The 20,883-nt window shown below is 50.7% G+C and carries 19 protein-coding genes and 3 pseudogenes; 9 read left to right on the top strand and 13 right to left on the bottom strand.

What is annotated here, in order from left to right; genetic code table 11:
* Nucleotides 1-129: 129 nt before the first annotated feature.
* Nucleotides 130-861, bottom strand: coding sequence for an SDR family NAD(P)-dependent oxidoreductase (locus LU196_RS12665; RefSeq protein ID WP_232757488.1), 732 nt, complete (start codon nt 859-861; stop codon nt 130-132).
* A 99-nt stretch (nt 862-960) separates the two neighbouring features.
* Between LU196_RS12665 and LU196_RS12660 the strand changes: the two genes are divergently transcribed.
* Complete coding sequence (locus LU196_RS12660) at nt 961-1,341, top strand: helix-turn-helix domain-containing protein (RefSeq protein ID WP_232757489.1); 381 nt, start codon at nt 961-963, stop codon at nt 1,339-1,341.
* Between the two features lie 32 nt (nt 1,342-1,373).
* Here LU196_RS12660 and LU196_RS12655 read toward each other — a convergent pair whose 3' ends face one another.
* The 6 genes and pseudogenes from LU196_RS12655 to LU196_RS12630 form a co-directional block, all read right to left on the bottom strand.
* A complete protein-coding gene (locus LU196_RS12655; RefSeq protein WP_370640997.1) occupies nt 1,374-1,685 on the bottom strand; it encodes a DUF1203 domain-containing protein in 312 nt (103 codons plus the stop codon).
* Nucleotides 1,686-2,155: 470 nt separating this feature from the next.
* Nucleotides 2,156-2,833 (bottom strand): ATP-dependent Clp protease proteolytic subunit, encoded by a 678-nt coding sequence (locus LU196_RS12650; RefSeq protein WP_232757490.1) that lies wholly within the window; start codon nt 2,831-2,833, stop codon nt 2,156-2,158.
* Between the two features lie 49 nt (nt 2,834-2,882).
* A pseudogene (locus LU196_RS12645) lies at nt 2,883-4,981 on the bottom strand (peptidase domain-containing ABC transporter).
* Nucleotides 4,974-6,251: an HlyD family secretion protein gene (locus LU196_RS12640; protein ID WP_232757491.1), complete on the bottom strand. Its 1,278-nt coding sequence runs from the start codon at nt 6,249-6,251 to the stop codon at nt 4,974-4,976. Before LU196_RS12640 ends, LU196_RS12645 begins: the two are co-directional and overlap by 8 nt.
* A gap of 89 nt (nt 6,252-6,340) precedes the next feature.
* Nucleotides 6,341-6,700, bottom strand: a complete 360-nt coding sequence (locus LU196_RS12635) for a hypothetical protein (RefSeq protein WP_232757492.1) — start codon at nt 6,698-6,700, stop codon at nt 6,341-6,343.
* A gap of 565 nt (nt 6,701-7,265) precedes the next feature.
* Nucleotides 7,266-7,936: pseudogene (locus LU196_RS12630) on the bottom strand (class I SAM-dependent methyltransferase).
* A 237-nt stretch (nt 7,937-8,173) separates the two neighbouring features.
* On the opposite strand from LU196_RS12630, the gene LU196_RS12625 reads away from it, so the two are divergent.
* From LU196_RS12625 to LU196_RS12600, 6 genes are all read left to right on the top strand, one after another.
* Nucleotides 8,174-9,742, top strand: a complete 1,569-nt coding sequence (locus LU196_RS12625) for a methyl-accepting chemotaxis protein (RefSeq protein ID WP_232757493.1) — start codon at nt 8,174-8,176, stop codon at nt 9,740-9,742.
* 472 nt (nt 9,743-10,214) lie between these two features.
* The gene (locus tag LU196_RS12620) at nt 10,215-11,627 is read left to right on the top strand and encodes a hypothetical protein (protein ID WP_232757494.1); all 1,413 of its coding nucleotides are present in this window, start codon (nt 10,215-10,217) and stop codon (nt 11,625-11,627) included.
* A 266-nt stretch (nt 11,628-11,893) separates the two neighbouring features.
* Nucleotides 11,894-12,400, top strand: coding sequence for a hypothetical protein (locus LU196_RS12615; RefSeq protein WP_232757495.1), 507 nt, complete (start codon nt 11,894-11,896; stop codon nt 12,398-12,400).
* 260 nt (nt 12,401-12,660) lie between these two features.
* The gene (locus tag LU196_RS12610) at nt 12,661-13,368 is read left to right on the top strand and encodes an aspartate/glutamate racemase family protein (protein ID WP_232757496.1); all 708 of its coding nucleotides are present in this window, start codon (nt 12,661-12,663) and stop codon (nt 13,366-13,368) included.
* A gap of 219 nt (nt 13,369-13,587) precedes the next feature.
* Nucleotides 13,588-13,908, top strand: coding sequence for an ASCH domain-containing protein (locus LU196_RS12605; protein WP_232757497.1), 321 nt, complete (start codon nt 13,588-13,590; stop codon nt 13,906-13,908).
* A 177-nt stretch (nt 13,909-14,085) separates the two neighbouring features.
* Nucleotides 14,086-14,553 (top strand): helix-turn-helix domain-containing protein, encoded by a 468-nt coding sequence (locus tag LU196_RS12600; RefSeq protein ID WP_232757498.1) that lies wholly within the window; start codon nt 14,086-14,088, stop codon nt 14,551-14,553.
* Nucleotides 14,554-14,593: 40 nt separating this feature from the next.
* On the opposite strand, the gene LU196_RS12595 is transcribed toward LU196_RS12600, so the two are convergent.
* The 4 genes and pseudogenes from LU196_RS12595 to LU196_RS12585 all read right to left on the bottom strand — a co-directional run bounded on the left by LU196_RS12595 (nt 14,594) and on the right by LU196_RS12585 (nt 16,947).
* Complete coding sequence (locus LU196_RS12595; protein WP_232757499.1) at nt 14,594-14,821, bottom strand: hypothetical protein; 228 nt, start codon at nt 14,819-14,821, stop codon at nt 14,594-14,596.
* 35 nt (nt 14,822-14,856) lie between these two features.
* Nucleotides 14,857-14,970 (bottom strand): annotated as a pseudogene (locus LU196_RS20420) (SMP-30/gluconolactonase/LRE family protein); the annotation flags it as partial.
* Between the two features lie 85 nt (nt 14,971-15,055).
* On the bottom strand, nt 15,056-15,529 hold the full coding sequence (locus LU196_RS12590; RefSeq protein ID WP_232757500.1) for a DMT family transporter: 474 nt from the start codon (nt 15,527-15,529) through the stop codon (nt 15,056-15,058).
* Nucleotides 15,530-15,543: 14 nt separating this feature from the next.
* Nucleotides 15,544-16,947 carry an amidohydrolase family protein gene (locus tag LU196_RS12585; protein WP_232757501.1) on the bottom strand — a complete coding sequence of 468 codons (1,404 nt, stop codon included), beginning with the start codon at nt 16,945-16,947 and terminating at the stop codon, nt 15,544-15,546.
* Nucleotides 16,948-17,077: 130 nt separating this feature from the next.
* Here LU196_RS12585 and LU196_RS12580 point away from each other — a divergent pair, with 130 nt between their 5' ends.
* Nucleotides 17,078-17,995, top strand: coding sequence for a LysR family transcriptional regulator (locus LU196_RS12580; RefSeq protein ID WP_232757502.1), 918 nt, complete (start codon nt 17,078-17,080; stop codon nt 17,993-17,995).
* A 327-nt stretch (nt 17,996-18,322) separates the two neighbouring features.
* Here LU196_RS12580 and LU196_RS12575 read toward each other — a convergent pair whose 3' ends face one another.
* Nucleotides 18,323-18,664: a DHCW motif cupin fold protein gene (locus LU196_RS12575; RefSeq protein WP_232758221.1), complete on the bottom strand. Its 342-nt coding sequence runs from the start codon at nt 18,662-18,664 to the stop codon at nt 18,323-18,325.
* Nucleotides 18,665-18,931: 267 nt separating this feature from the next.
* Nucleotides 18,932-19,438 (bottom strand): ATP-binding protein, encoded by a 507-nt coding sequence (locus LU196_RS12570; protein WP_232757503.1) that lies wholly within the window; start codon nt 19,436-19,438, stop codon nt 18,932-18,934.
* Between the two features lie 660 nt (nt 19,439-20,098).
* Between LU196_RS12570 and LU196_RS12565 the strand changes: the two genes are divergently transcribed.
* Nucleotides 20,099-20,641, top strand: a complete 543-nt coding sequence (locus LU196_RS12565; RefSeq protein ID WP_232757504.1) for an RES domain-containing protein — start codon at nt 20,099-20,101, stop codon at nt 20,639-20,641.
* Nucleotides 20,642-20,883 lie beyond the last annotated feature (242 nt).

Below are 20,883 nucleotides of genomic sequence, written 5' to 3'. Positions count from 1 at the left end.
CGTAAAGGAATGCCGCGCATTTACGTGACGATGCGCAGCGGCCCGGACGCGACAAAAGATAAACCGGGCAGTGACCCGGTTATCCGTCATCAGCATTTCTTTGCGCTTGGTCAAACTGAACGATATTCCTCACACTTGCGTCATCCCCCCATCCACGCAGATTTCTGCTCCGGCGATATAACTGCTTTCATCACTGGCGAGGAACAGTGCAGCATTGGCGACTTCCTCAGGTCTGCCCATGCGAGCTAAGGGAATGGTGCTGATAAGCCCTGTACGCACCTCTTCAGAGGCTGCAAGCATCATCTCCGTATCGATAGGGCCAGGGGCGACCACATTAATGCGGATCCCACGGGCGGAGAGTTCCTGCGTCCATGTGCGGGCAAAAGAACGCAGTGCGGCTTTACTGGCACCGTATACGCCATAGCCCGGCGTGCCAATCACATCGGCAATCGACCCGATTAACACCACGCTCGCGCCCGGTTTCAGCAGGGGAAGTACTGCCTGCAGAGCAAAAAGCGGTGAGCGCACATTCAGGCCGAAAATAGCCTCAAACTGTGCCGGCGTAACCTCATCAATCGTCGCGTATTCGGCCATTCCGGCGTTGATGACCAGCACATCTAACTGCCCCGATTCGGTCTTGATGGCGTCCGCTATCCGCGTCAATTCGCTTAGCTGGCTGACATCAGCCCGGATGGGCCTTGCGGTGCCCTTAATAGTGAGGCTGGCAGCGTGTAACTCCTCATCTCGGCGTGAGGTTAACCAGGTTATGGCACCTTCACGGGCAAATCGCTGACTGATAGCCAGTCCAATACCTTTTGCCCCACCAAGTATCAGGGCAACTTTGTTCTCTAATCGACTCATCTGTTCACTCCTGTCGGGATGGAAAACAGAGGATATAATTTTTATACTTAATAACAATTACGCACTTTATCTATATCAGGTATCGAGGAATATATCGCCATGTCTCACACTGCTAATAATGACCTGAGAGAAATAGGGAAAACCCGGCCGGTGCTGGAGAACATCACCAATAAATGGTCCATTTTAATTCTCACCGTACTGTGTAATGAACCCGTGCGTTTCAATGAGCTGCGTCGCCGACTGGATGGGATTACGCACAAAGCCCTGTCTGATGCGCTGAAGCGGCTTGAGCGCAATGGCTTGGTACATCGCAAGGTACTGCCGACTTCCCCCGTGAGTGTGGAATACAGCCTGACAGCACTGGCACAGACGTTGCAGGCGCCCTTTAGCGCGCTGTATGGATGGGCGCTAAAACATGGGCCAGAAATGGAACAGGCGCAGTTGCAATATGATGCCCGGCAGGCAGAAGAGATAAGTTGAATCATCGGGCCTAGCCAACAGGGGGATAAAGTTCATAGAAGGCTGTGGCGTTCTACCAGACAGGCGTAACACCCCTGCTTTGCGTTATGAATATGGATATAGCTCACGAGCGGGTCGTCGAAAAAATGCGTCAGCAATGCTTCCGCAGCCGCACCTTCACAGATATCCGCGTGTATCATGAGATGGTTTTGATTAAAGGCCCGCAAAGAAAGCAGCCTGGCACCGATCGATTCCAGTATTTTATTCGTGTATATCCCCTGCTTCATACATCCTTCCCACAGGTAAATGGCGTGTGTGCCGTAGTAGGGAGAATCAGCTGGCTGATAAGTATGGTTAATGAGCATCGCCGTTTCCCCGACTGGAATCTCACAGAGTGAAATTCTGTCGGGATAACCTGGAAAGCGATCGACACTGACTCTTAACGCACCGTATTTTTTTTAAGTAGTGCTCGTCCTGTCCAAAAAGATGCAGAAAGGGGGCCGCCTCAAGCCCTGAAATGTTGAATGTCATGTTCGTCTCCTGTGAATGTCAGGCAGACAATACCTTTATCTGTGGAAACGCTGCGCGCTGTTTTCGGACACGGAGATGCGTGGTTCAGGATGGGTAAATAATGGATGTATGGTCACGGAATGCGCTTTTTAAGCGGGAAGCACGCCACAATTTCACCTTCAGACTAAACGCCTCTACAGCCGCTCTTTTCCTGGTTACCCAGTAAAAATAAATTATCGCGTCAGACACCGCACTAACTGGACTTCCTTGTATGTTTAAAGCAGAACCGGGATGAGGACAGTTATAATGCTGATTTTGTCAATATCTAGCCCTGGCTGTCGGTAACATAATACGTCAGTAGATAACTGTGACTTTCCTTGCCCCCTTTTGTTACAAGCCCCCTTTTTGAAGCTTCATCAGCTTTCAAAACTAATCTGCCTGATTCAGACCAGGTAATCTCATTTTGCTCTTTATCGGAAAGCCTCACGCAGGAAGTGTAAATCTTACGGAACATGCCGTTGTAATTATCATCCTCGTCAAGAATACGTTTTGCCTGATCCGGTCGCAGATAGTCAGCCTTCTCATTAGTGGCCGCTGCTGGATGCAATACAAACTGGGCCATTGGCATGGCGTAACGTTCAGGGGATGCGCAGTAAATCATGGTGGCGGATGAGGCTGTCATTGCCGAATTTATCATGCTGAGTTTCATTGGGCTTTGTCGAAGGGCTTCGTACGCTACATAAGCAGCATCCATATCACCGCCCCGGCTGTTCAGATAGATATCAACGTTTTCAACATTAAGATAATTGTTATGAATCTCGGCAAGTGCGGACAATAACCATGTCACAGTCTGATTGTTGACCGCACCGTTAAAATAAAGCGCTGCCTCTTTGACCTGCGCATTACTCAGAGTGTCATTCTTTATGAAGGACACATTGGCATGCGTTTCTGCTGACATAAGCAGCGTGCCAAGTAATACAGCAGACAGTGGTTTTATCTTCATCTTCTTTCCTCTGGCGCGTTTCAGGTCATCCCCATTAAGGAGAATGCATTCAAAGCTCGATGATTCGATCGGCCGATGAAATTGTGGAAGGTCTGTGTGCGATGAGCACACGTGTCATTTTCAGGGTCTGCATAGCCGCATTAATGAGGGCTTCATTTTTCTCATCAAGGTGACTGGTGGCCTCATCCATGAATATGATGCCCGGGCGCCGGTACAGTGCCCGGGCGATAAACAGTCGCTGACGCTGTCCCCCTGAAAGTCCTTCTCCCAGCTCGCCAGTTAGCGTTTCATACCTCATAGGCAATGCCATAATATCGTCGTGAATATGGCTTAGCCTGGCGCAATGGACCATCCACTCTTCATCAACATCATGTGAGAAACCGGTAATATTATCCCGAAGCGTTCCAGCCAGCAGCCTGTCATCCTGAAGGATACAGGCTACCGCCCGGCGATAATTGCTGAGCCCCGCAGCCTGGATATCGACATCATTCACCAGGACTCTTCCTTTTACTGGCGTGGTAAGTCCACACAGAATTTTCATCAGCGTGGTCTTTCCTCTGCCTGACGCTCCGGTTATGGCCACGCTTTCCCCTGCTCCGATGCTGATATTGAGGTTCTGCAACACCGGTGGGGAGAACCTATCGTAGCGAAACATCAGATCCTCGCATTTAAGGTTCAGGGCCTCACCTGCAGGAAATAAACGCTTTACCTCTTCTTTGTCCCCTTCCGGATCGGAAAGCGCAATATCCGCAATACGTTCATTGTGAAGAGAAAGCATCCTTAACTGTAATACAACACCCGTCAGGGAAAGTACGCGCTCTGAAAACATGCCTCTGAACGCGGTAAAAGCCACGAAAGCTCCCAGCGTCATGGTGTGATTGATCACGGCGGAAATTCCCAGCCAAAGAATAATCACACTGTCACTTGCAGCAATAAAGGTTCCGGCACTCCCCGCCAGCATGTCAAACCGGAGCAGACTGACCCCGGAGCCGGTTGCATCGGCCATCATGTTAAGCCAAATTTCACGCCGGCGGTGGGATAAACCCTGCGCACGCACGGTAGCCACTGCGTAAAGCGTTTCAGTAAATGATGAAGCCACCCGGGCGTTTTTTATCAGTAGCTCCTCCTGCGCCTGTCGGTAGCGAGGCCACGTAAAAACACGCAAGAGCACAAAATCAGGGTAAATCCGGTAACCACCCATGCCAGCCATCCCCCATAAAGGATCAACAAAACCAAAGCCCCCGTGGCCATAACACCGTCAATTACTGCGCCGTTGATACTCTGGGTGAAGGTGCTGCGCAGCGTATCGAGAGAGGCAAATCGGGACTGGATATCGCCTATCCGGCGTTTCTCAAACCAGCAAAGGGGTAAGCGAAGGAGGTGACGGTAAAGGCCGTCTTTCCACTGCAAATCGGTATAAATCCCCATCACTATCATCGTCCAGCCCCGAAAGAGGCTTAGGCCTGTCTGAAGCAGAGTCAGTAGAAGAAGACTCAGGCAGATCAGCGTAAGCAGCCCTGTGTCTGCAGCCGGCACGGCATTATCCATCACCATCTGGGTAGCTACCGGGATCAGCAGGGTAATGAATTCAATCATCAGCGAGAGGCAACATATCTTTACCAGGGACTGTCGGAATCCCGTGATGTTGTTCAGCAGCGTACTGATTTTGAGCTTTTTTTGACGGATATCAGGCTTGAAATCGGTATCAGGCCAGAGCTCCAGAGCAACGCCGGTAAAATGTGATGAAAGGGCTTCAAGTGACATGCTCTGACGGCCCGCAGCCGGGTCATGCACAACGCATCGTTTCCCCTTCACACTGACCAGCACGACAAAATGGTTGAGGTCCCAGTGCAGAATGCAGGGTTTGCGCAGTTCACTGAGACTGTCAAGGTCGATAGAGAGTGCCCGTGCTGCAAGGTGCATTTCACCTGCCACGCTCATCAGCGATGCCAGAGTACTGCCGCGTGCCGAAAGCCCTGACCGCTCCCGCAGGGTGAGTAAGTCTGTATGGCTGCCATGAAAGCCTGCCACCATTACAAGACAGGCAAGGCCACATTCTGATGTTTCCGTCTGCAGATGCAGTGGAACCCTGCCGTGCCCTGAAAACTGCAGCAGCCCCCTTATCATGGTATGAAGCGCTTCATTCATGGATTGCCCCCGTTGCGCTGTCGCGGATGTCATAAAGCGGTGACAGGATCCACTGATACAGTTTCCTTTCCTCAAGAAACAACGTTACAGAGGCCTTCATCCCGTTTTCAGCACGTATAATTTTATTTTTGTAGGTAAAATGGTCGGAGGACGGGTTGACGAGGATTTTGTACCATGTCTGGGGACCACTGAGAGAATGGGGGGGAGCGCCAGGGTAAGTTGACATTTCCTGCCAGGAAGCAGGTGAATGGGCCACGGATGCTATTTTACCCGCAAACTGGCCAAACTTCTCAGCGGGGAACGCATCATAGCGGATATTAACCGGTTCTCCTGCAGAGAGGTAAGGTATAACTGAATCAGGCACCCAGAGCACCAGTGTCCGGTAATGCGCATCGCCGGGAATAATTTGGAGGAGACTGTCTCCGGACGCCACCATCTGGCCCGGAGTAACGCTCAGCGTATCAACAGTTCCGTCAACGGGGGACGTTATTATCTGGTCGCCGCCAACATCTGCATCCGTTAACTCACTTTCAAGCGCGCTTTTCTGAATCGCAATCTGATTGAGCTGATTGTCAAAGTCGGCCGCCTGAGTCTGAAGAGCACTGCGCAGATTCATTACCTGTAGCGCATTTTGCTGATTCTGACTTTCAATCCCCAACATGTCATTCTGCTGCTGGTAATAAAGAGCCGTCTGATTGATAAGCTGGTCTCGGTTTATCAGACCCTGATGCTGATATTGCCGATAATTGTCCATATTCTCTTTCATCAGTTTCAGGCCTTCCCGCGCATGCGCAACGATTTCGGAAGACCGCTGGAGGGCCGACTCGTAACGGTTTTTTTCCTCTGCGAGCATCGAAAGCGTCAGAGCACGATTACGGGCTATATCAGCCGCAATCTGATTCAACGTGGCTATGCGTTTTTGAATACTTTCATGATGCCGCTGGCTGACCACGCCCGAGGTGGTGGTCCGGCTCACGTCGATGCGGTAAAGAGGCTGTCCTTTCCTCACTTGTTCGCCCTGCTTTACCGCACGATTGATAATGAATCCCTGTTGAGGAGAAAAGACAGTCACGGCTCGGGGCGTTGAGACAATTTCGCCGGAAACACTGACTCTGCGGGTGTAGGAGCATGACGTGATGAGCACTAAAAATGCGGTAAAAAAAATCAAGGTGAAAGCAATAATGTAATGGCCACGATGACCGGAAATTAATACAGCTTTGCCTGACCAGTAATTGTTCCTGGCTTCAGTGACCTCCTTTCTGTAAAGCATAGAGAGCCAGCTCCATAAGCAAAGTTTTTTATTCCTGAAAATTAAAATACGGGCATGGAATAATAATTCTCACATGCCCGGAAAATTATTTACCAATGGCACTGTCCGTTAGCGCTGTTAGCGTTTGAATCCCCGCCAAGATTGCCGTTATTGCCGCCGTTGTTGGCAGAGCCACTATTCTGGCAACCCACATACCCTCCGACAGCCCCTGAAACACCACCATAAACAGCCCCTTCAGCTGCCCCGGCACCTGCTCCTGCTACAACCCCTGCAGGGCCGCCAGCAAGGCCCGTCACACCGCCACGGATAGCACCGGCGACAGCACCGCCCGTTGCACCGGTCACTCCCCCCTTAATCGCGGCGTTGGTGCAGTTCGGGCCTTCGTAACCTGAGTTAGCATTACCGCCAGAGACATTATTTATTTCAATTTCAGTCAGTTCTCTAAGCATGTCATTTATCCTCTTTTGGAAACTATTTTTGTTACTACCACGTTCGAGATGATTACTGCTACAGCAACTGTTAACGAAATGGATAAAGAAGGATGTGAAACGTAGAAAGCACTTTTCGAAATGAATTTAACGATTACAGCGGTAATCGCGACACACAAAAACAAGGTAAGTATCTTCTCTTGAATAACTGATTTCATAATCAAGCCCTCATGCTTACATAAATAGTAATGACAATAAATGTATATAAAAAGAGCGTTACGTTGACAAAATGGCTACATTTTGAAAAAAAGGAATTCAAAATATTAATAATAGGTGCTCTGAAAGGTTATTTTGCAGGGCCTGTTTTAACTCCACCTCACTGCTGAGTAACTGAATTGCCAGCCAACCCAAGCCTGCATATTCGGACGTTGTTGGGATGTTTTAGCTGCGATGATGACGGCAGAGGTATTTGGTGCGGCTCATAGTTACGAAAACTTCGATGGCCTATCCATGCCTGCTTTGTACTGTGAGTTTAACCGATGGGTGCAACACACTGCCCGGAGCGTTCTGCGGATGACACAGCACGTTACTGCTTCACCGAACAGACTATTGTGGCATGATCCCACCATTTATTTTTATTAATTTTGAACGCCTCCAAATTAAAATGCGCTTTTTGTACTTCATCAATTAAATCCGTAAGCGGCATCAGGGTCCGCCAGGGGCGGCCTTCTTTCAGTAAATGATGCCTGAGGGGATCATACGCTTTAACATCTTCGGATTGACGGGGAGTTCCGCACATAGAACCGATTACAAATCGTCCACCGGGTCGGAGCAATCTCCTTACCTCTGCAAAAAAAGTTCGCGCGCGTCATCTATAAGGCAATGCAAACAACTGCCATCAATAATCAGCTCAAACATCGCGTCCCTGCATTGATGAATATTGCAGACATCGCCGACAATGAATCTTGCGGTAAGCCCGGCTTGCTGAAAACGATCTTCTGCCCAACTGATAGCCGTTTCTGACCAGTCAACTCCCCAGACAGAATATCCGAGCTCAGCAAGCGACTGCGCTGCCATTGCTCCATTCCCACACCCCATCTCAAGTACAGGTGTAGCAGGGTGGGGTAAATACTGGTGTGTGTAAAGCCACCGAAATATTTTCTCCTGCTGTTTTTTGGCTCTGGGATAACCTTCTCCAGCCCAGGCCGCCGCGCCATTTGCCATGAGTTGCCTGTAATGTCTCTCATAGGGGTTCATGCCAGAAATACCTTTTCAATAATACTCACTCTACTTTATACGTCAGAGCCGTCTCTGAGGAATAGAGTCTGCATCGCTCATAAACAAACATTTTTAATGCAGCTGTGCATCTATCTCCCATTCCGATTGACACCAAACACAACTGCTCACCCCGCTGCCGATAAACAAAGGGCACCACCGCGCGTCGCCAATAAAGCGGGTGGCTGAAAACAACATAAACTTATCTCGGGATTTTTCATGTACCAGAATAAAAGAATAAAATTAAGCGTCATGTTAACTGCCGCATTTATTACCGTCATCTTAACGGGTGTTTTTGTCACCGCCTTTGCAGGCTTCAAACTGAATACGGCAAGCGATCAGCAGAAACTCACGAGCGCGCGACTGGCCGATCTCCAGGCGCTGCAGACGGTAAAAAATAATCTAACGCAACAAACGGTTATTTTACTGGCCCTCTCCTCGCAGACGCAGGCTGAGGCAACGTTACAAGCACAGTTTTTTGCCCTGCAGGCCAACAGTGATGATACTACTGCGCGTTTTCGTGGGCTGATCAACGGCGCTAAAAGCATTCCGGGCATCAATCTTGCTGAGGTTGAAGAGGCCTCCTCGCTCCTGAAGAACATTGAGGTCGCGTCGGCCCCCCTTAATCGGGCATCGCAGCGTCTGTTTGTACCGGGCGCGGTTTCCTTACAGGATAAGCTGCATGGCGACGTGCTTCCTGTGCTTTCACAGTACCTTAATGCCGTCAACGAGATGGTAGATTATCAGGCCAGGGTAACGGGTAAAACGGCGCAGACATCAAGCCAGGAGCTCTCCGGTGTCTATGTGACGCTCTCTGTAATGACCCTGCTGTTTGTCATTCTCGGGGTTATCATCAGCGGGTTGATGACCCGCTGGATTAAGGCTCAGCTGGGTGGGGAGCCCTCTCACGCGCAGGACCTGGCCGCGGCCATTGCCGCGGGCAACCTCACGACGAACATCACGCTTCGTAAAGGGGATTCGTCCAGTCTGATGGCCTCGCTGAGTGCCATGCAAAATAACCTGCGCGATCTGGTGTCAAAAATTAAAGCGTCGTCCGCCTCGGTCGCGATGGCGGCCGACGAAATTAGCCAGGGCAATACTGAGCTCTCTTCACGCACCGAACAGCAGGCCGCTGCGCTGCAGCAGACCGCCGCCAGCATGGAGCAGCTGACCGCCACGGTGAAAAGTAACAGTGCGGGCGCACAGCAGACAGCAGGTTCAGCGCGTGAAACAGCACAGCTCGCCCGTTCAGGTGAGACAGACGTGCAGCGGATGTCGGATACCATGAGCGCTATTTCCGTGAGTGCTGCGAAGGTAAATGACATTACGTCAATTATTGAAAGCATCGCTTTTCAGACGAACATCCTTGCTCTCAACGCCGCGGTAGAGGCTGCCCGCGCGGGTGAACAGGGCCGAGGCTTTGCCGTGGTGGCGGGCGAGGTCAGAACGCTGGCCCAGCGCAGTGCTACCGCTGCGCATGATATCAAGCAGCTGATGGCGGAAGCCGTTAGTGTGGTGGGCAGCGGCGTCGTGGCGGCAGCGGATGCCGGGAAGAGCATCCTGAAAATTGTCGATATGGTCGGCGAGCTGGCCGAAGCCATGGATAATCTTTCACTGGCGTCATCAGAGCAGATGCAGGGCATTTCACAAGTCAGTATTGCGGTGAGCCAGATGGATGGCGTCACGCAGAACAACGCCGCGCTGGTTGAGGAGTCCTCGTCCGCTTCGCAGTCGCTGTCGGAGCAGGCGCACGCGCTGCGCGGGGTGGTGGAGGCCTTCCGGATCTGATGCCGTGGAAGCACGACGGGCGTGGTATCCTGCTATCACGTTGTCGTGCTTCCGGTGATATGACGAGAGGCCCGAAACGCGATGACAGCGTGAGAGGTGAAAACACGGGCATCGCACGATAAAACGGGCATATCGCAAATCAGATATAGCAGTATTCAATGAACCAGCAGCAGACACTGCGGAACGGCCGAAATGACCCGGTGCCGCCCTGACCCGCCGCTGCTTCCCTTGCCTTCTGTTGCATGAATAACACGCCGCTATAAGCAAGGCGCTGAGTATTGATTGCCCACCGCCGCCCCACTTCTGCATAAGATACCGTGTCATTAACAGGATATGCGTCCGCTTTATGCCAGGGGCAGTCGTCACTCAGTTCACGCCCGATGTCTTTATAGGCTGCCGACCCATTCAGCCTAATCCTTTGCCATAAAATGCCGATACCCCTTTTTCTTAATAAATATGTGAAGGACCATGTATGTATTCCCTGCCTATTTTTACGCGTTCACTTTTGCTGATGTTTGTTTTGCCGCTTCCTCTTGCCCAGGCTGCTGACACGCTCGGTTTGACGGATGTGAGCACGAATCCCCTATCCATCATAAAAATTCACGATCGTGTCAATTTCATGGTGTCGTTAAACTTCAGCAATGGAAAAACAGCCCAACAATGGCGATCGATTGATTGTAAACAGGGCAAGGCACAGCTTCTGTACAAAGATTTGTTGAATGATAAGGGCTATACCACCGCCCGCTTTTATGGCAACAGCTATCTTCGCTATGCGCCCGCACAAGATGATGTGCAGATGAAAGAAGAGGATATCCGTAAGGTTTGCCAGCTACCGATAAAAGCAGCGCAATGGGAAAAATTATCCGCTACGTCTGAAACTGGCATGACTACTCTGGTCGATGTGACAAGCATTAAGCACAGTGGCGATATGCTATTGGTCCGCATGGGCTACGATTTTGCCGACGTCATTTGGGAACCCCCTTACGACGCGCCGCTGGTATTAAAGGTTGAACAATACGTTTACAACTGTAAAACCCATCAGGGTGATGCCGTTGCCGCAATGAACTTAGACGATAAGGGGCGCGTAACAGACTCGCTTATCACTGCTGACATTGTTCGCCGCAAAAGCAGTTTCACGATTAACGCTGAGATGGCACAACGCTTCGATCAGATGTGTCGGTTACCCGCAGGCAAAAAATTTAAAGCCGCAGGCCACTTTGTCCCCGCAGCGAATAAACCCGCGTCGACGTTGATGGGGCCATCAATGCCTGACCTGAGTGATAATAATCCGCAGTGGTTAAAGAAATACCCGCTAACGGGGACTGTTGAACATCAGGCACAATCATTGATCAAACCCTGGGCATTACCCCGCTTTAAACAACTCCGTTATACGGAAACAAGCGCGCTCGGCAAGGTCAACGTACAGTTAGATGCACAACCCAATGGTTATGTCCGTAAATTGGAAGACTATGGTATCTGGAAGGTACAACGCGTGACGCTGGCTAATCAGCTTCAGCTTAAGTTCACCATGTCTATTAGTACTGGCGCATCCCTTCTCAATAAATTGCAGACGAATCTGCGTTTTCCATTGGTGACAGGTCAACATTATCAGGCTCAGTGGGACAGTATTGATGCTGAAAAGAAAGTCACCGCGTCTTCGTTAACCTGTGAGGTTACCGCACAGGGCGATGCAAAGCGCATCGCTCCTGAATTTGATGGGAAATACCTGTTAGTTGTGTGCGATCAAACCGCTGAAGGACAAGTGAAAAGTCGTGACACACTCGCCTGGCTGCAAGATCTTAATGTCTTTGTCCCGGTTGCAATGCAAGTCGGAGAAAAACCTGAAAGCCAGGTGAGGCTAGAAAACGTGAAGGTGATGCGTTAAACCACAAGCAGGTACCGAGCTTTCACCCAAGGCCGTGTTGAAAGTTATCTTTGCCAGAAGGATGTCCACGCCAGAATGATCGTGGGCATCCTTCTTGTCGTTGAATACCTATAGCGCACCTGCCTGGGAATATGAAAAATGAATCGCAAGCCAGCAGGCACAGACGTTGAGACTCGCCTAAAGCTTTTTTGATCAACGTTGAAGCGTTATAATTCATACGATAAACATAAAATATCAACCTCTTAGAATATAATAAGGTGTCATGAATGTTCAGGGCTTTATTCGTCAGCGTTCTTTTTTTAAGTTTGGCAGGATGTGGATTACCAAAATATCAACCAAAGACGGATCATGCGTTTATTATTCACCCTGGCGTCGGCATCAAGAATTTGTCATTAAATGATTCCATTCAACATGCCAAATCCCACTTTTCCAGCGAATTTGTCGCGAAGGAGGGGTACTTATTCCTTCCCCGCGAGGGGGTAGATGCTTCATATGGCGCGGATGGAAGAATAAGAGCGATTTTTCTCTACTATAAACTGCCTGGCTACACGATATTCGACGGTGTCACCGACAAGGGGATAGGAAAAGACAGCACCATTAAAGACGTCCTTGAGGCGTATGGTCCCCCTTCGCGTGAAGGAGAGAGCATAATTTCTGAATTCGGCTCCGTTCCCGGCGCGCATGAACACAGTCTCACCTATGCCCCTCAAGGAATTGAATTTACTTTTTGGGATAGCAAACTCGCAGACATAAGAGTGATTAGGCCGCATTGAATATTTTCTTCTCGGCTAATTTTTCCACGCAAGGACACATTCAACGTGAACGTCGCATGCATGCTTAATGCGACCATCAGTTCAAGAGTGAGTCCATTTGTGCCAAAGGCGACCTGAACCCTTTTAGCAAAGCACATCGCCAGCGCGTGTTTATCTGATTTCTGATCAGGAAGGGAACTCAAATCCAACGCTTTAATTTTGCGAATTATTTATGGATACTTTCCGCGATAAAAAGAAGATCAGAATAAGGAGCTTTTACAGTGACGGTTTCTATAGGTGTGCTAGCCGGTATGGGGCCCCGTTCCACTGCGCCCTTCATTGATAGGCTGGTAACAGACTGCCAGGTGAGCTACGGTGCTAAAGATGATCTGGATTACCCCAAAATGCATATTATCTCCTTACCAACGCCGTTTTGGCCTGGTAAGAAAATTGATGATAGTGCGATGATATCTGCCCTGCAGCAGGGCATTGCTGAGCTCGTCAACGCTAACGTGAGCCTGATCACCATTCCTTGTAACCTTGCGCACTGCTATTTCACCGAAATGAAAGCGGTAAGCTGCGGTATTCCACTGCTGCATATCGCAGACAGTGCCCTTGCGTCGCTGCCGACAGACGCAACCAGAGTCGCGGTACTGGCGACAGAACCGACACTGGAAGCAGGTTTTTATCAAGCACGAATTGAAGCGTCTGGAAGGGTGATGATTGATTCACAGCGGCTACGTGAAATGACCACGTCACTCATCGGGCGCGTCAAAGCAAAAGGGTTTGACGCACCCGATGTACAGGCAGAGTGGCAAGATTTATTAGCTGAAGTAGAAGGTCATGGTGCAGAAGCACTTCTTATTGCCTGTACCGATTTGAGCCCCCTATTAAACAGTAACCCTTACCGCTTTGTTACCGTTGATACTGCCGCAAGCCTTTCCTGGGCGACCATTAATAAATTCAGGCAATTGTGCGGATACAGCTAAAAAAGGCACAATCCTCTCTGCCATTCAGGCGTCGACTTCTCGCCTGGACAGCGTCTTTTTAGGGTGCAGCCGCGCTTCGTGCCAGAAGCGGACGTTTAAAAGATACGCTTTGCTTTTTTAGTCAATTCACTTGTTTAAGACTCAATTCGACCCAGCAGTCCAAAACCGACATGACTTAATCGTTGTATCTCATACTGGGTACAGGTCACCGGAGGTGATATGCCATTGCAGAATCTTGAAATCGTGCCTCGCCTGCTGCCGGATGTTCGCGCAGGCAGGAAGCGTCATACCATTCGATGGCGGGAGCGCGAGATTGTGCCGGGCCCTATGCTTTACGTAAACGCGCAAGATGCCTTTGACACGGTCATGGTGTGTGTCACGCACGTTGAAAAAATGCCGCTTTGTGACGTTGCGGCCAGGCTGGGGAAAAGTGCGGAATGGCCGGATGCAGAACTGCTGGAAGGAATGCGTGAGCACTACCCGAGCATAGAGCTGGATTCCGACGTTACGGTCATCCACCATTTACCGCCTGTGGCATGAGTTCATGGACGAACTTTTATACTCAATCTGACCGTATAGGCTCTTGAAATTAGCGCATCAAAACCCGCAATGCGGCATGTCTGACCGCTGTCACGTTACTGTCGGGTTGCGATCGTGGTCGTGCAGGATTACGCGGGCAATACTGTGCGCTGAACATCTGCTATTCGGAGACAGAGAATGCGTGATACCAACACATTCAGGTCGCTGCGTCTTTCGCGCGCCTGGTCACAGGAGCAACTTGCCGAACTGTCCGGGCTGAGCGTGCGCACGGTGCAACGTATCGAAAACGGCGACAAGCCAAGCCTGGAAACACTAAACGCTTTGGCTGCGGTATTTGAAGTGAGCGTGACGGATTTTTCCGGCCGTCACGCGCCTGCCGATGATGCGCGCGACGAGCAAATTGCCGAAGCGAAGCGCAAAATTGCTGAGGAAGGCCGTTTTTACCGATCGGTTATTACGGCTGTCGTCGTCTGCGCGCTACTCCTTATTCTCAACCACTATTCGGCCCCAACCAGCGTATGGTCACTCTGGGTCGCGGGGATCTGGTGTGCGCTGCTGATTATTCGTGGCATGCGGACGTTTGTTTTTCGCGTGTTCATCTGCCGCTGGCAACAGAGGCGGCTACGGCAGATGCTGCGGCGCTAGCCGTTATTCACCACAGTCGTGTTATGTTAAGTTTTCAGGGCTACGTCAGTATGAAACTGACGACCTGCCACAGCAGCCAGACGCCCACCAGGAGCTGTATCGCCTGGATAGCCCAGCGGGTATAGCGCCATGAATGCCGTTCGCGTTCATCAGCCTTGGCGATAGCCGGATCGCTATTCTTTTTTCTTTCATTCGGTCTGAAATCCAGCCAGACGGATGCTATCGCCGCTAAGCCGGCGAAAATTTTAAGCGCCAAGTGTCCGTTCATTTCAGATCTCCATTCTGTGCGGTTATGAAGATGCTGAGAGGTAAAAGAGCTGTAGCTTCGATATCAGTCCAGTAAAGCCTGCGGGTTCTTTCACACCAGAGGGGACACTCTCCCAGCGTATTGCGGATATCAGCTGCGATTGAAAACATGTTATTTCTCCCTGTCAATAAAGATCATTTTGTAGTCTGAACAAACTCACCCACATCTGTGCGTTGATAAACAGGGGTAAAGGCTTCACTGCAGAAAACGTGCAAAGAGTCGATCGCCGAAAAGCATGATGGCAAGTCCGGCCAGCATGACCAGCATACCTCCCAGCTTCAGCAACGAGACTGGCCGCCTTACCGCGCCCAGCAGGCCAAAATGGTCGATCACCTGTGATGAGAGTAGCTGTCCGACAATCGCCAGCCCGAGCAGGGCTGAGAAACCAATGTTGGGTGCGAGCACGACGTAGCTCAATAATGCGCAGGCACCGATCAGTCCGCCCGTCAGGCTCCACACAGGCTGCGAAGGAATAGCTGCAAGGGAGATGAGCAGCCCTCCGCGCAGTAGCGCATATATTCCGAGGCCGAACGCCCCGGCCGTAAAGGAAAACAACGCGGCGGTGACCGGATCCTCGCCGAGCCCTTTAGCGAGCTGACTGTTCAGGGTCGTCTGAAGCGTAATCCCAAGACCTGCTACAAAAGCTAGCACATAATAAATCGCGTTCATGCTGTTCGTCTCTGTCAGCTTGTCTGGACCAGCGGCAGGAATTTTTCCGCAAAGATGTCTGGCTGATACCCTGCTGCCGCAAAAAGGTGCTCGCGTGATTCATCGATGGCGGTGCGAAGGCGATCGCTGTCGACACCCAGCACTTTGCCGTTCTGCTTGACGATGCGCCCGCCGATCATCACGGTATCGATGTTGCTACGCTCAGCCGCATGCACTACCGTGCCAAACACATTTCCATTGGGATAGAGGTTGAGGTCAGCCGCGTTAATCAGGATCAGATCTGCCTGTTTGCCTGGCGTCAGGCTCCCGATTTTATCCTGCAGTCCGGCACACACCGCACCATCGACCGTGGCCGATTTAAGCAACTGCGCTGCCGGAATCGTTGTCAACGAATGTGCTGAATCACAGCAGTGCTGCTTATGCATACCCATTACGCGCTGCAGATAGAACGCTACGCGCATTTCCATAAACATGTCGGTGCTGTAAGACGTTTCGTTATCCACGCTCAGGCCAGGATGGATGCCATGACGCTGCGCGGCTTCAATGGCGAACATCCCGCTTTCAATACCGTAATGCGAATCTGAGCGCGGGCAGACGTTGACCCGGACACCGGCTTCACGCAGGATGTCCCAGCCTTCATCAGGTAGAGCGGTACAGTGATTAAAGATATTGTCCGGACCCAGCAGGCCCTGCTGATGCAGCGACTCAAGCCTGGAGGCCATTTCAGCACCAAAGAACTCGGTGACAATCGGCAGCCCCAGCCTGCGGGCCTCGGCCCACAATTCCGGCTCCAGCTGAGCCATGACGCCCAGCGTCACAAGACTCTCAGGATTACCCCTGAAATATTTTTCCTGCAGACGCTGCCAATTGCCAGGCCAGTGCGCTTTATCCCATTCACCGGCCACCGGTGCGCCGGAAGCATGGATAGCGCGAATACCGCTATCAAGCAGGGCCTCAACGGCAGCATCGGCATGCGCGGCGGTACGACTGTTGTGCGAATTATCAATCATCGTGGTGATGCCCGCGTCAATTGCGCCCAGCGCCGTCAGCAGGTTACCGATGTAGATGTCAGCAGGACGGTAATACTTTGCAAACGAGAAGTGCGTGGCGTTGCTGTAGTCGTCCAAACAGGTTGCGTTCGGGTTAATACGGCGCAGCTGCCCTTCCCACGCGTGACGATGAGAATCGACCATCCCCGGCATGGCGATCATATTGGTAGCATCAATGACGCAAGCATCCGGCGCGTCAAGGTTCTTGCCCACGGCGGTAATCGTTGAGCCGTTGATGAGAATATCACCGCGCGCCATGTTGCCGACGCTCTCGTCCATACTCAGTATCGTCGCGCCACGAATCAACGTAGCCTGTAACTGTAAAGTGACCTTCTGATTGTTAACAATATTTCTGATGTAATCGGTCATTAATTTGCCTCTTTCCTGATCAATGGGGAAACGATACGCGACGCTATTAACCTTAAAAAGGTGCTTAAAACGCTTTCATCATTCATAATTCGCGAATAATCAGGCCCAGTTTTTACATAAGGAAAGGATGATGGATCGGATTCAGGCTATGCAGATTTTCATGCGGGTGGCTGAAGCCGGGAGTTTTGTACGCGCGGCAGAAACGCTGTCACTGCCTTCTTCGACTGTTACCAGCACGATTAAAAATCTGGAGAAGTACCTGCAGGTGCGTCTGCTGAACCGCACGACAAGACGGGTCAGCCTTACTCCAGAAGGCTTGCAGTATCTGCCGCAATGCCGCGAAATTCTGTCACTGATCGAACAAAGCGAATCCAGCCTGAGTGATTCCACCAGCCGCCCCCGGGGGCGGCTGCGGGTTGATATGCCTGCCGGGATCGCCCATTTCATCGTCATGCCCAACCTGAAAGATTTTTACCGGCTTTATCCGGATATTTACCTGATGATTGGTGTGAGCGATCGGCAGGTCAATCTTGTGCAGGAAGGTGTCGATTGCGTCATACGAACCGGGGAATTAGCTGACTCCACATTGGTTGCCCGTCCGCTTGGCCGGTTTCGCTGGGTAACCTGCGCCTCGCCGGACTATCTCAGGAAGTTCGGCGTCCCTGAGACGCCTGAAACGTTGTCACAGCATCGTGCGATTCATTACTTTTCCGGTTCGGGAAGACGCACGAATGAACTGCGTTTTACACAAGGCACTGAGGCTTTCTCTGTTCCGGTTGAGGGAAATACAGCCGTCAACGAAACGGGACTCTATATAAGACTGTGTCTTGAGGGGTTTGGGCTGGCGCAGCTTGCTGAGAATGTGATTTCAAAGGATCTGCAGCAAGGCAAACTGGTCGAGGTTCTGGCGGACTGGCAGCCACCCGCCGTGCCGGTGACGATGATCTATCCGCACCCGCGCTTTCTCTCCCCCGCTGTGCGCGCCTTTGCGGATTGGGCCGCGGGTCTATTCAACGCCGGTCCGGAAGAGACCGCGCCTTCTCGCTGATGCCCGTGCCAGCGAGGTCCTCCTCATCACACGCTGTGCGGGAGGCAACTTTACTCGCGGATATCGGGAAATAGGCATCGGCGTCCTGCCGTATGGCGCGATTATGCCTGCCTCCTTAGGCGCGTCGCTCCCAGCGATTACGCTCAGGGATGCCTTGTCTGCCCGTACGCTCAGGCTGGGGATACATACCAGCCAGGCGCTATCGCCCGGCGCGCAGAAGATGGTTGATTTTCTGCGCGCGCAAAGTACAGGCGCGGTGTAACGGAACAAGGAACAATTTGCGCGCTTGCTTAAAACGGTGAGGGTCGCCGTTGACGGGCAGGCAAGTCAGTCAACAATGAAGAGTTTCGCTCCTGTCGCGGTGGTTGACTGATGTTGTTCAGCATTATCGCCCACCTGATAGCTCATTCCGGGTTTCAGGACGAATGTCCGTCCATCTTCAAGCAGGGTTTCTAATTTCCCTTCCAGACAGAAAAGAATATGTCCTTTATGGCACCAATGATCGGCACGGTAGCCAGGGGTATATTCCACTATTCGTACGCGGATTTGATTGGGCGCATCACCAAAGTACTGGGTACGCCAGTAAGCAATCCCTGTTTCTCCGGCGTGCGCGGTGCGTTCGACCTCATCCCAGTGGGTTGTTCCAAAAGCAAATGCCTCCATCTTCATTGTGTTGCTCTTCGCATGAGTAGATGTTCTGTTCTGAACGCGTTGCGCTTTTTGATAACGAGACATTCATTTGCATTAAGCATAACCACGGCTTAATCGTTTATTAACGCTATTTTTTCCGCGCAAGGAGGCATTCAACGTGAACGTCGCCTTCATGATCAACGCGATCACCCGCGCGCTTTATGCCAAGAGCAGACGTTTAGTTCGCTTAGGCGATGGCAAATTATCAAAGCCGCCAACGGGCGACTTATGTGCAGTAAAACAGGCTCAGCTGTATTCAGTAATATCAAACCCTTCATCAGCCGTTGGCTCTGCAAAATAGCGCGTTATGGTTTCAAACTGTTGATCGGAGGCAGCAAATTCATGCGCTCCTTCTGCATTACGGGCGCGCAAGCGGGATTTACATACTTCATCAGACACGTTCAGATAATGCAGCCTATGACTGGCACCTGCCTCTTTAATGATGCTCATCATCCATTCACGAGTTATGTGTGTGTTTGCCGGAAAATCCAGTACTACGGATAGACCCGCTTTGAGTAGTAACACCAAATGGGGCTTCATCGCATTTCTGAGTCTTGAGGAATACTGCACATAATCAGATATGGATAGCATTTCATTGGCAAAGAGGGCGGCTAGCCACTGATCTTCACTGACAACCAGGGTGCCGGGTAATGATCCTAACTTTGCGCATAATGTGGATTTTCCTGATGCAATTTTTCCACACACCAAGTGCAAAGTGGGTTTTTCTGACGTTGTTGCTGAAGCGGCGTGCATTATTTACCTCACTGGATTGTTACCGGTAAGGCCCGCCTTACCGGCGGGAAAAAGGCGAACGTTATCCCACCTAAATCAGACAGGTGATAATAATCATCATTGAATGGAATCGGGCAGCGTGCGCTTTCATCATCATTCACGCTAACAGGGCCGGAATGTAAAATCAGCAATTTTTCCGCTTATTCACTGAATGCCCCTCCTTGCTCATAGCGGACCTTCGCCTGTGTACGGTCTGCGTTGTGCAGAAGCGGATGTTTACAGTCAGCCCAAGGCTATCTTGTGCTCATAGCAAGTTTAGCCGCGAAGCATAAAAATAAGCCTCCTGTTGCTCTATCCATCACCTGGACAATGCGACTTTTCTTCAATATGGCTGACGCAAAATGCGTGGATAAAATAAGTGTGAATGACCATATAGTCCCAATCGCTACGTGGATCATCCGATCTGAAGATTGAGATAGAGGCTGTATTTGGCCTCTGACCCCTTACTCACGGCCGGGCCGTTATTGCTGTTCGGTGCTTTAGGCGTTTTACCGAATCCGGGTAGACGGGAAGCTTCAGCCCGCTTTGTGCCACAAACGGACATTTTGTAACATTGAATATGCATTATCGGACATCTTACCTTCATCGTATAAGACACATTTGTTAATTCTGCGAGGTAATATGAGTCAGGGCGACAAGAAATATTTAAGAAGAATAAGTGGCTATTTTTTTCGCACAATTCCCGTTGAAAGACTGGCTTATGTCCTTGATCTCCCGAAACATGGAAGTAGCGGACGGTATCATCGCCTTGGACAGCCTATACTCTACATGAGCCCCGTAAAAGAGTGGTCTATAAGGGCTGTGTCAGGATATATGCGGGCTGACGGAATTCGACGTGTAGTTGTTCCTCTCTATATCGACGAAGCATTTGTCTTGGATCAAAATGATGAAATGGCTTGTCGTGTTTTGGGGATTGATCCAGAGCTTTCAAAAAAACCATGGATACCTGCATTAAAGGTAAATCGTGAACCACCTTCATGGAAAAACTCTGACCTTGCTCGGGGTTATGGTGCTGATGGCATTATTGATTGCTCAAGATTAATACCGGGTGGCTGGCATCTTAATCTGTTTCGATGGAATGAACTTGGTGCTCCAACTGTACACATTTGCGGAGAACCCATGGAATTCAGATTATCTGTGGAAGGGAAAAAATGGGACCTTTGACAAAAAATCAGCCTCATGAACTACCCTATTACATCATTGTGAACGATAGCTCTCTAATATATGAATAAGCTATCAAACCAAGGAATAAAGTCGCGTAAGTAGTATTTGCAGCGATTCTAGTAATTATTAGACTCAAAATTATTTTCTTCGCCAACGTCTGCTCCTCGCTCAAAGCGGCCCTTCATTTCAGTCAGCTTGTCCGCTTCGTGCCAAAAGCGGACATTGAAATGAATACTGCAATA

It is taken from the genome of Pantoea sp. Mb-10, from assembly GCF_021272205.1.
GTDB lineage: Bacteria > Pseudomonadota > Gammaproteobacteria > Enterobacterales > Enterobacteriaceae > Pantoea.
This window is presented reverse-complemented; position numbering and strand designations above follow the sequence as displayed.

Excerpts from the sequence above, each read along its gene's own strand:
- LU196_RS12580 (WP_232757502.1), top strand. The coding sequence starts at position 17,078 with ATGGATCGGATTCAGGCTATGCAGATTTTCATGCGGGTGGCTGAAGCC.
- LU196_RS12605 (WP_232757497.1), top strand. The coding sequence starts at position 13,588 with ATGCCATTGCAGAATCTTGAAATCGTGCCTCGCCTGCTGCCGGATGTT.
- LU196_RS12600 (WP_232757498.1), top strand. The coding sequence starts at position 14,086 with ATGCGTGATACCAACACATTCAGGTCGCTGCGTCTTTCGCGCGCCTGG.
- LU196_RS12570 (WP_232757503.1), bottom strand. The coding sequence starts at position 19,438 with ATGCACGCCGCTTCAGCAACAACGTCAGAAAAACCCACTTTGCACTTG.
- LU196_RS12615 (WP_232757495.1), top strand. The coding sequence starts at position 11,894 with ATGTTCAGGGCTTTATTCGTCAGCGTTCTTTTTTTAAGTTTGGCAGGA.
- LU196_RS12595 (WP_232757499.1), bottom strand. The coding sequence starts at position 14,821 with ATGAACGGACACTTGGCGCTTAAAATTTTCGCCGGCTTAGCGGCGATA.
- LU196_RS12650 (WP_232757490.1), bottom strand. The coding sequence starts at position 2,833 with ATGAAGATAAAACCACTGTCTGCTGTATTACTTGGCACGCTGCTTATG.
- LU196_RS12620 (WP_232757494.1), top strand. The coding sequence starts at position 10,215 with ATGTATTCCCTGCCTATTTTTACGCGTTCACTTTTGCTGATGTTTGTT.
- LU196_RS12640 (WP_232757491.1), bottom strand. The coding sequence starts at position 6,251 with ATGCTTTACAGAAAGGAGGTCACTGAAGCCAGGAACAATTACTGGTCA.
- LU196_RS12660 (WP_232757489.1), top strand. The coding sequence starts at position 961 with ATGTCTCACACTGCTAATAATGACCTGAGAGAAATAGGGAAAACCCGG.
- LU196_RS12655 (WP_370640997.1), bottom strand. The coding sequence starts at position 1,685 with ATGCTCATTAACCATACTTATCAGCCAGCTGATTCTCCCTACTACGGC.
- LU196_RS12635 (WP_232757492.1), bottom strand. The coding sequence starts at position 6,700 with ATGCTTAGAGAACTGACTGAAATTGAAATAAATAATGTCTCTGGCGGT.
- LU196_RS12590 (WP_232757500.1), bottom strand. The coding sequence starts at position 15,529 with ATGAACGCGATTTATTATGTGCTAGCTTTTGTAGCAGGTCTTGGGATT.
- LU196_RS12625 (WP_232757493.1), top strand. The coding sequence starts at position 8,174 with ATGTACCAGAATAAAAGAATAAAATTAAGCGTCATGTTAACTGCCGCA.
- LU196_RS12565 (WP_232757504.1), top strand. The coding sequence starts at position 20,099 with ATGAGTCAGGGCGACAAGAAATATTTAAGAAGAATAAGTGGCTATTTT.
- LU196_RS12575 (WP_232758221.1), bottom strand. The coding sequence starts at position 18,664 with ATGAAGATGGAGGCATTTGCTTTTGGAACAACCCACTGGGATGAGGTC.
- LU196_RS12585 (WP_232757501.1), bottom strand. The coding sequence starts at position 16,947 with ATGACCGATTACATCAGAAATATTGTTAACAATCAGAAGGTCACTTTA.
- LU196_RS12665 (WP_232757488.1), bottom strand. The coding sequence starts at position 861 with ATGAGTCGATTAGAGAACAAAGTTGCCCTGATACTTGGTGGGGCAAAA.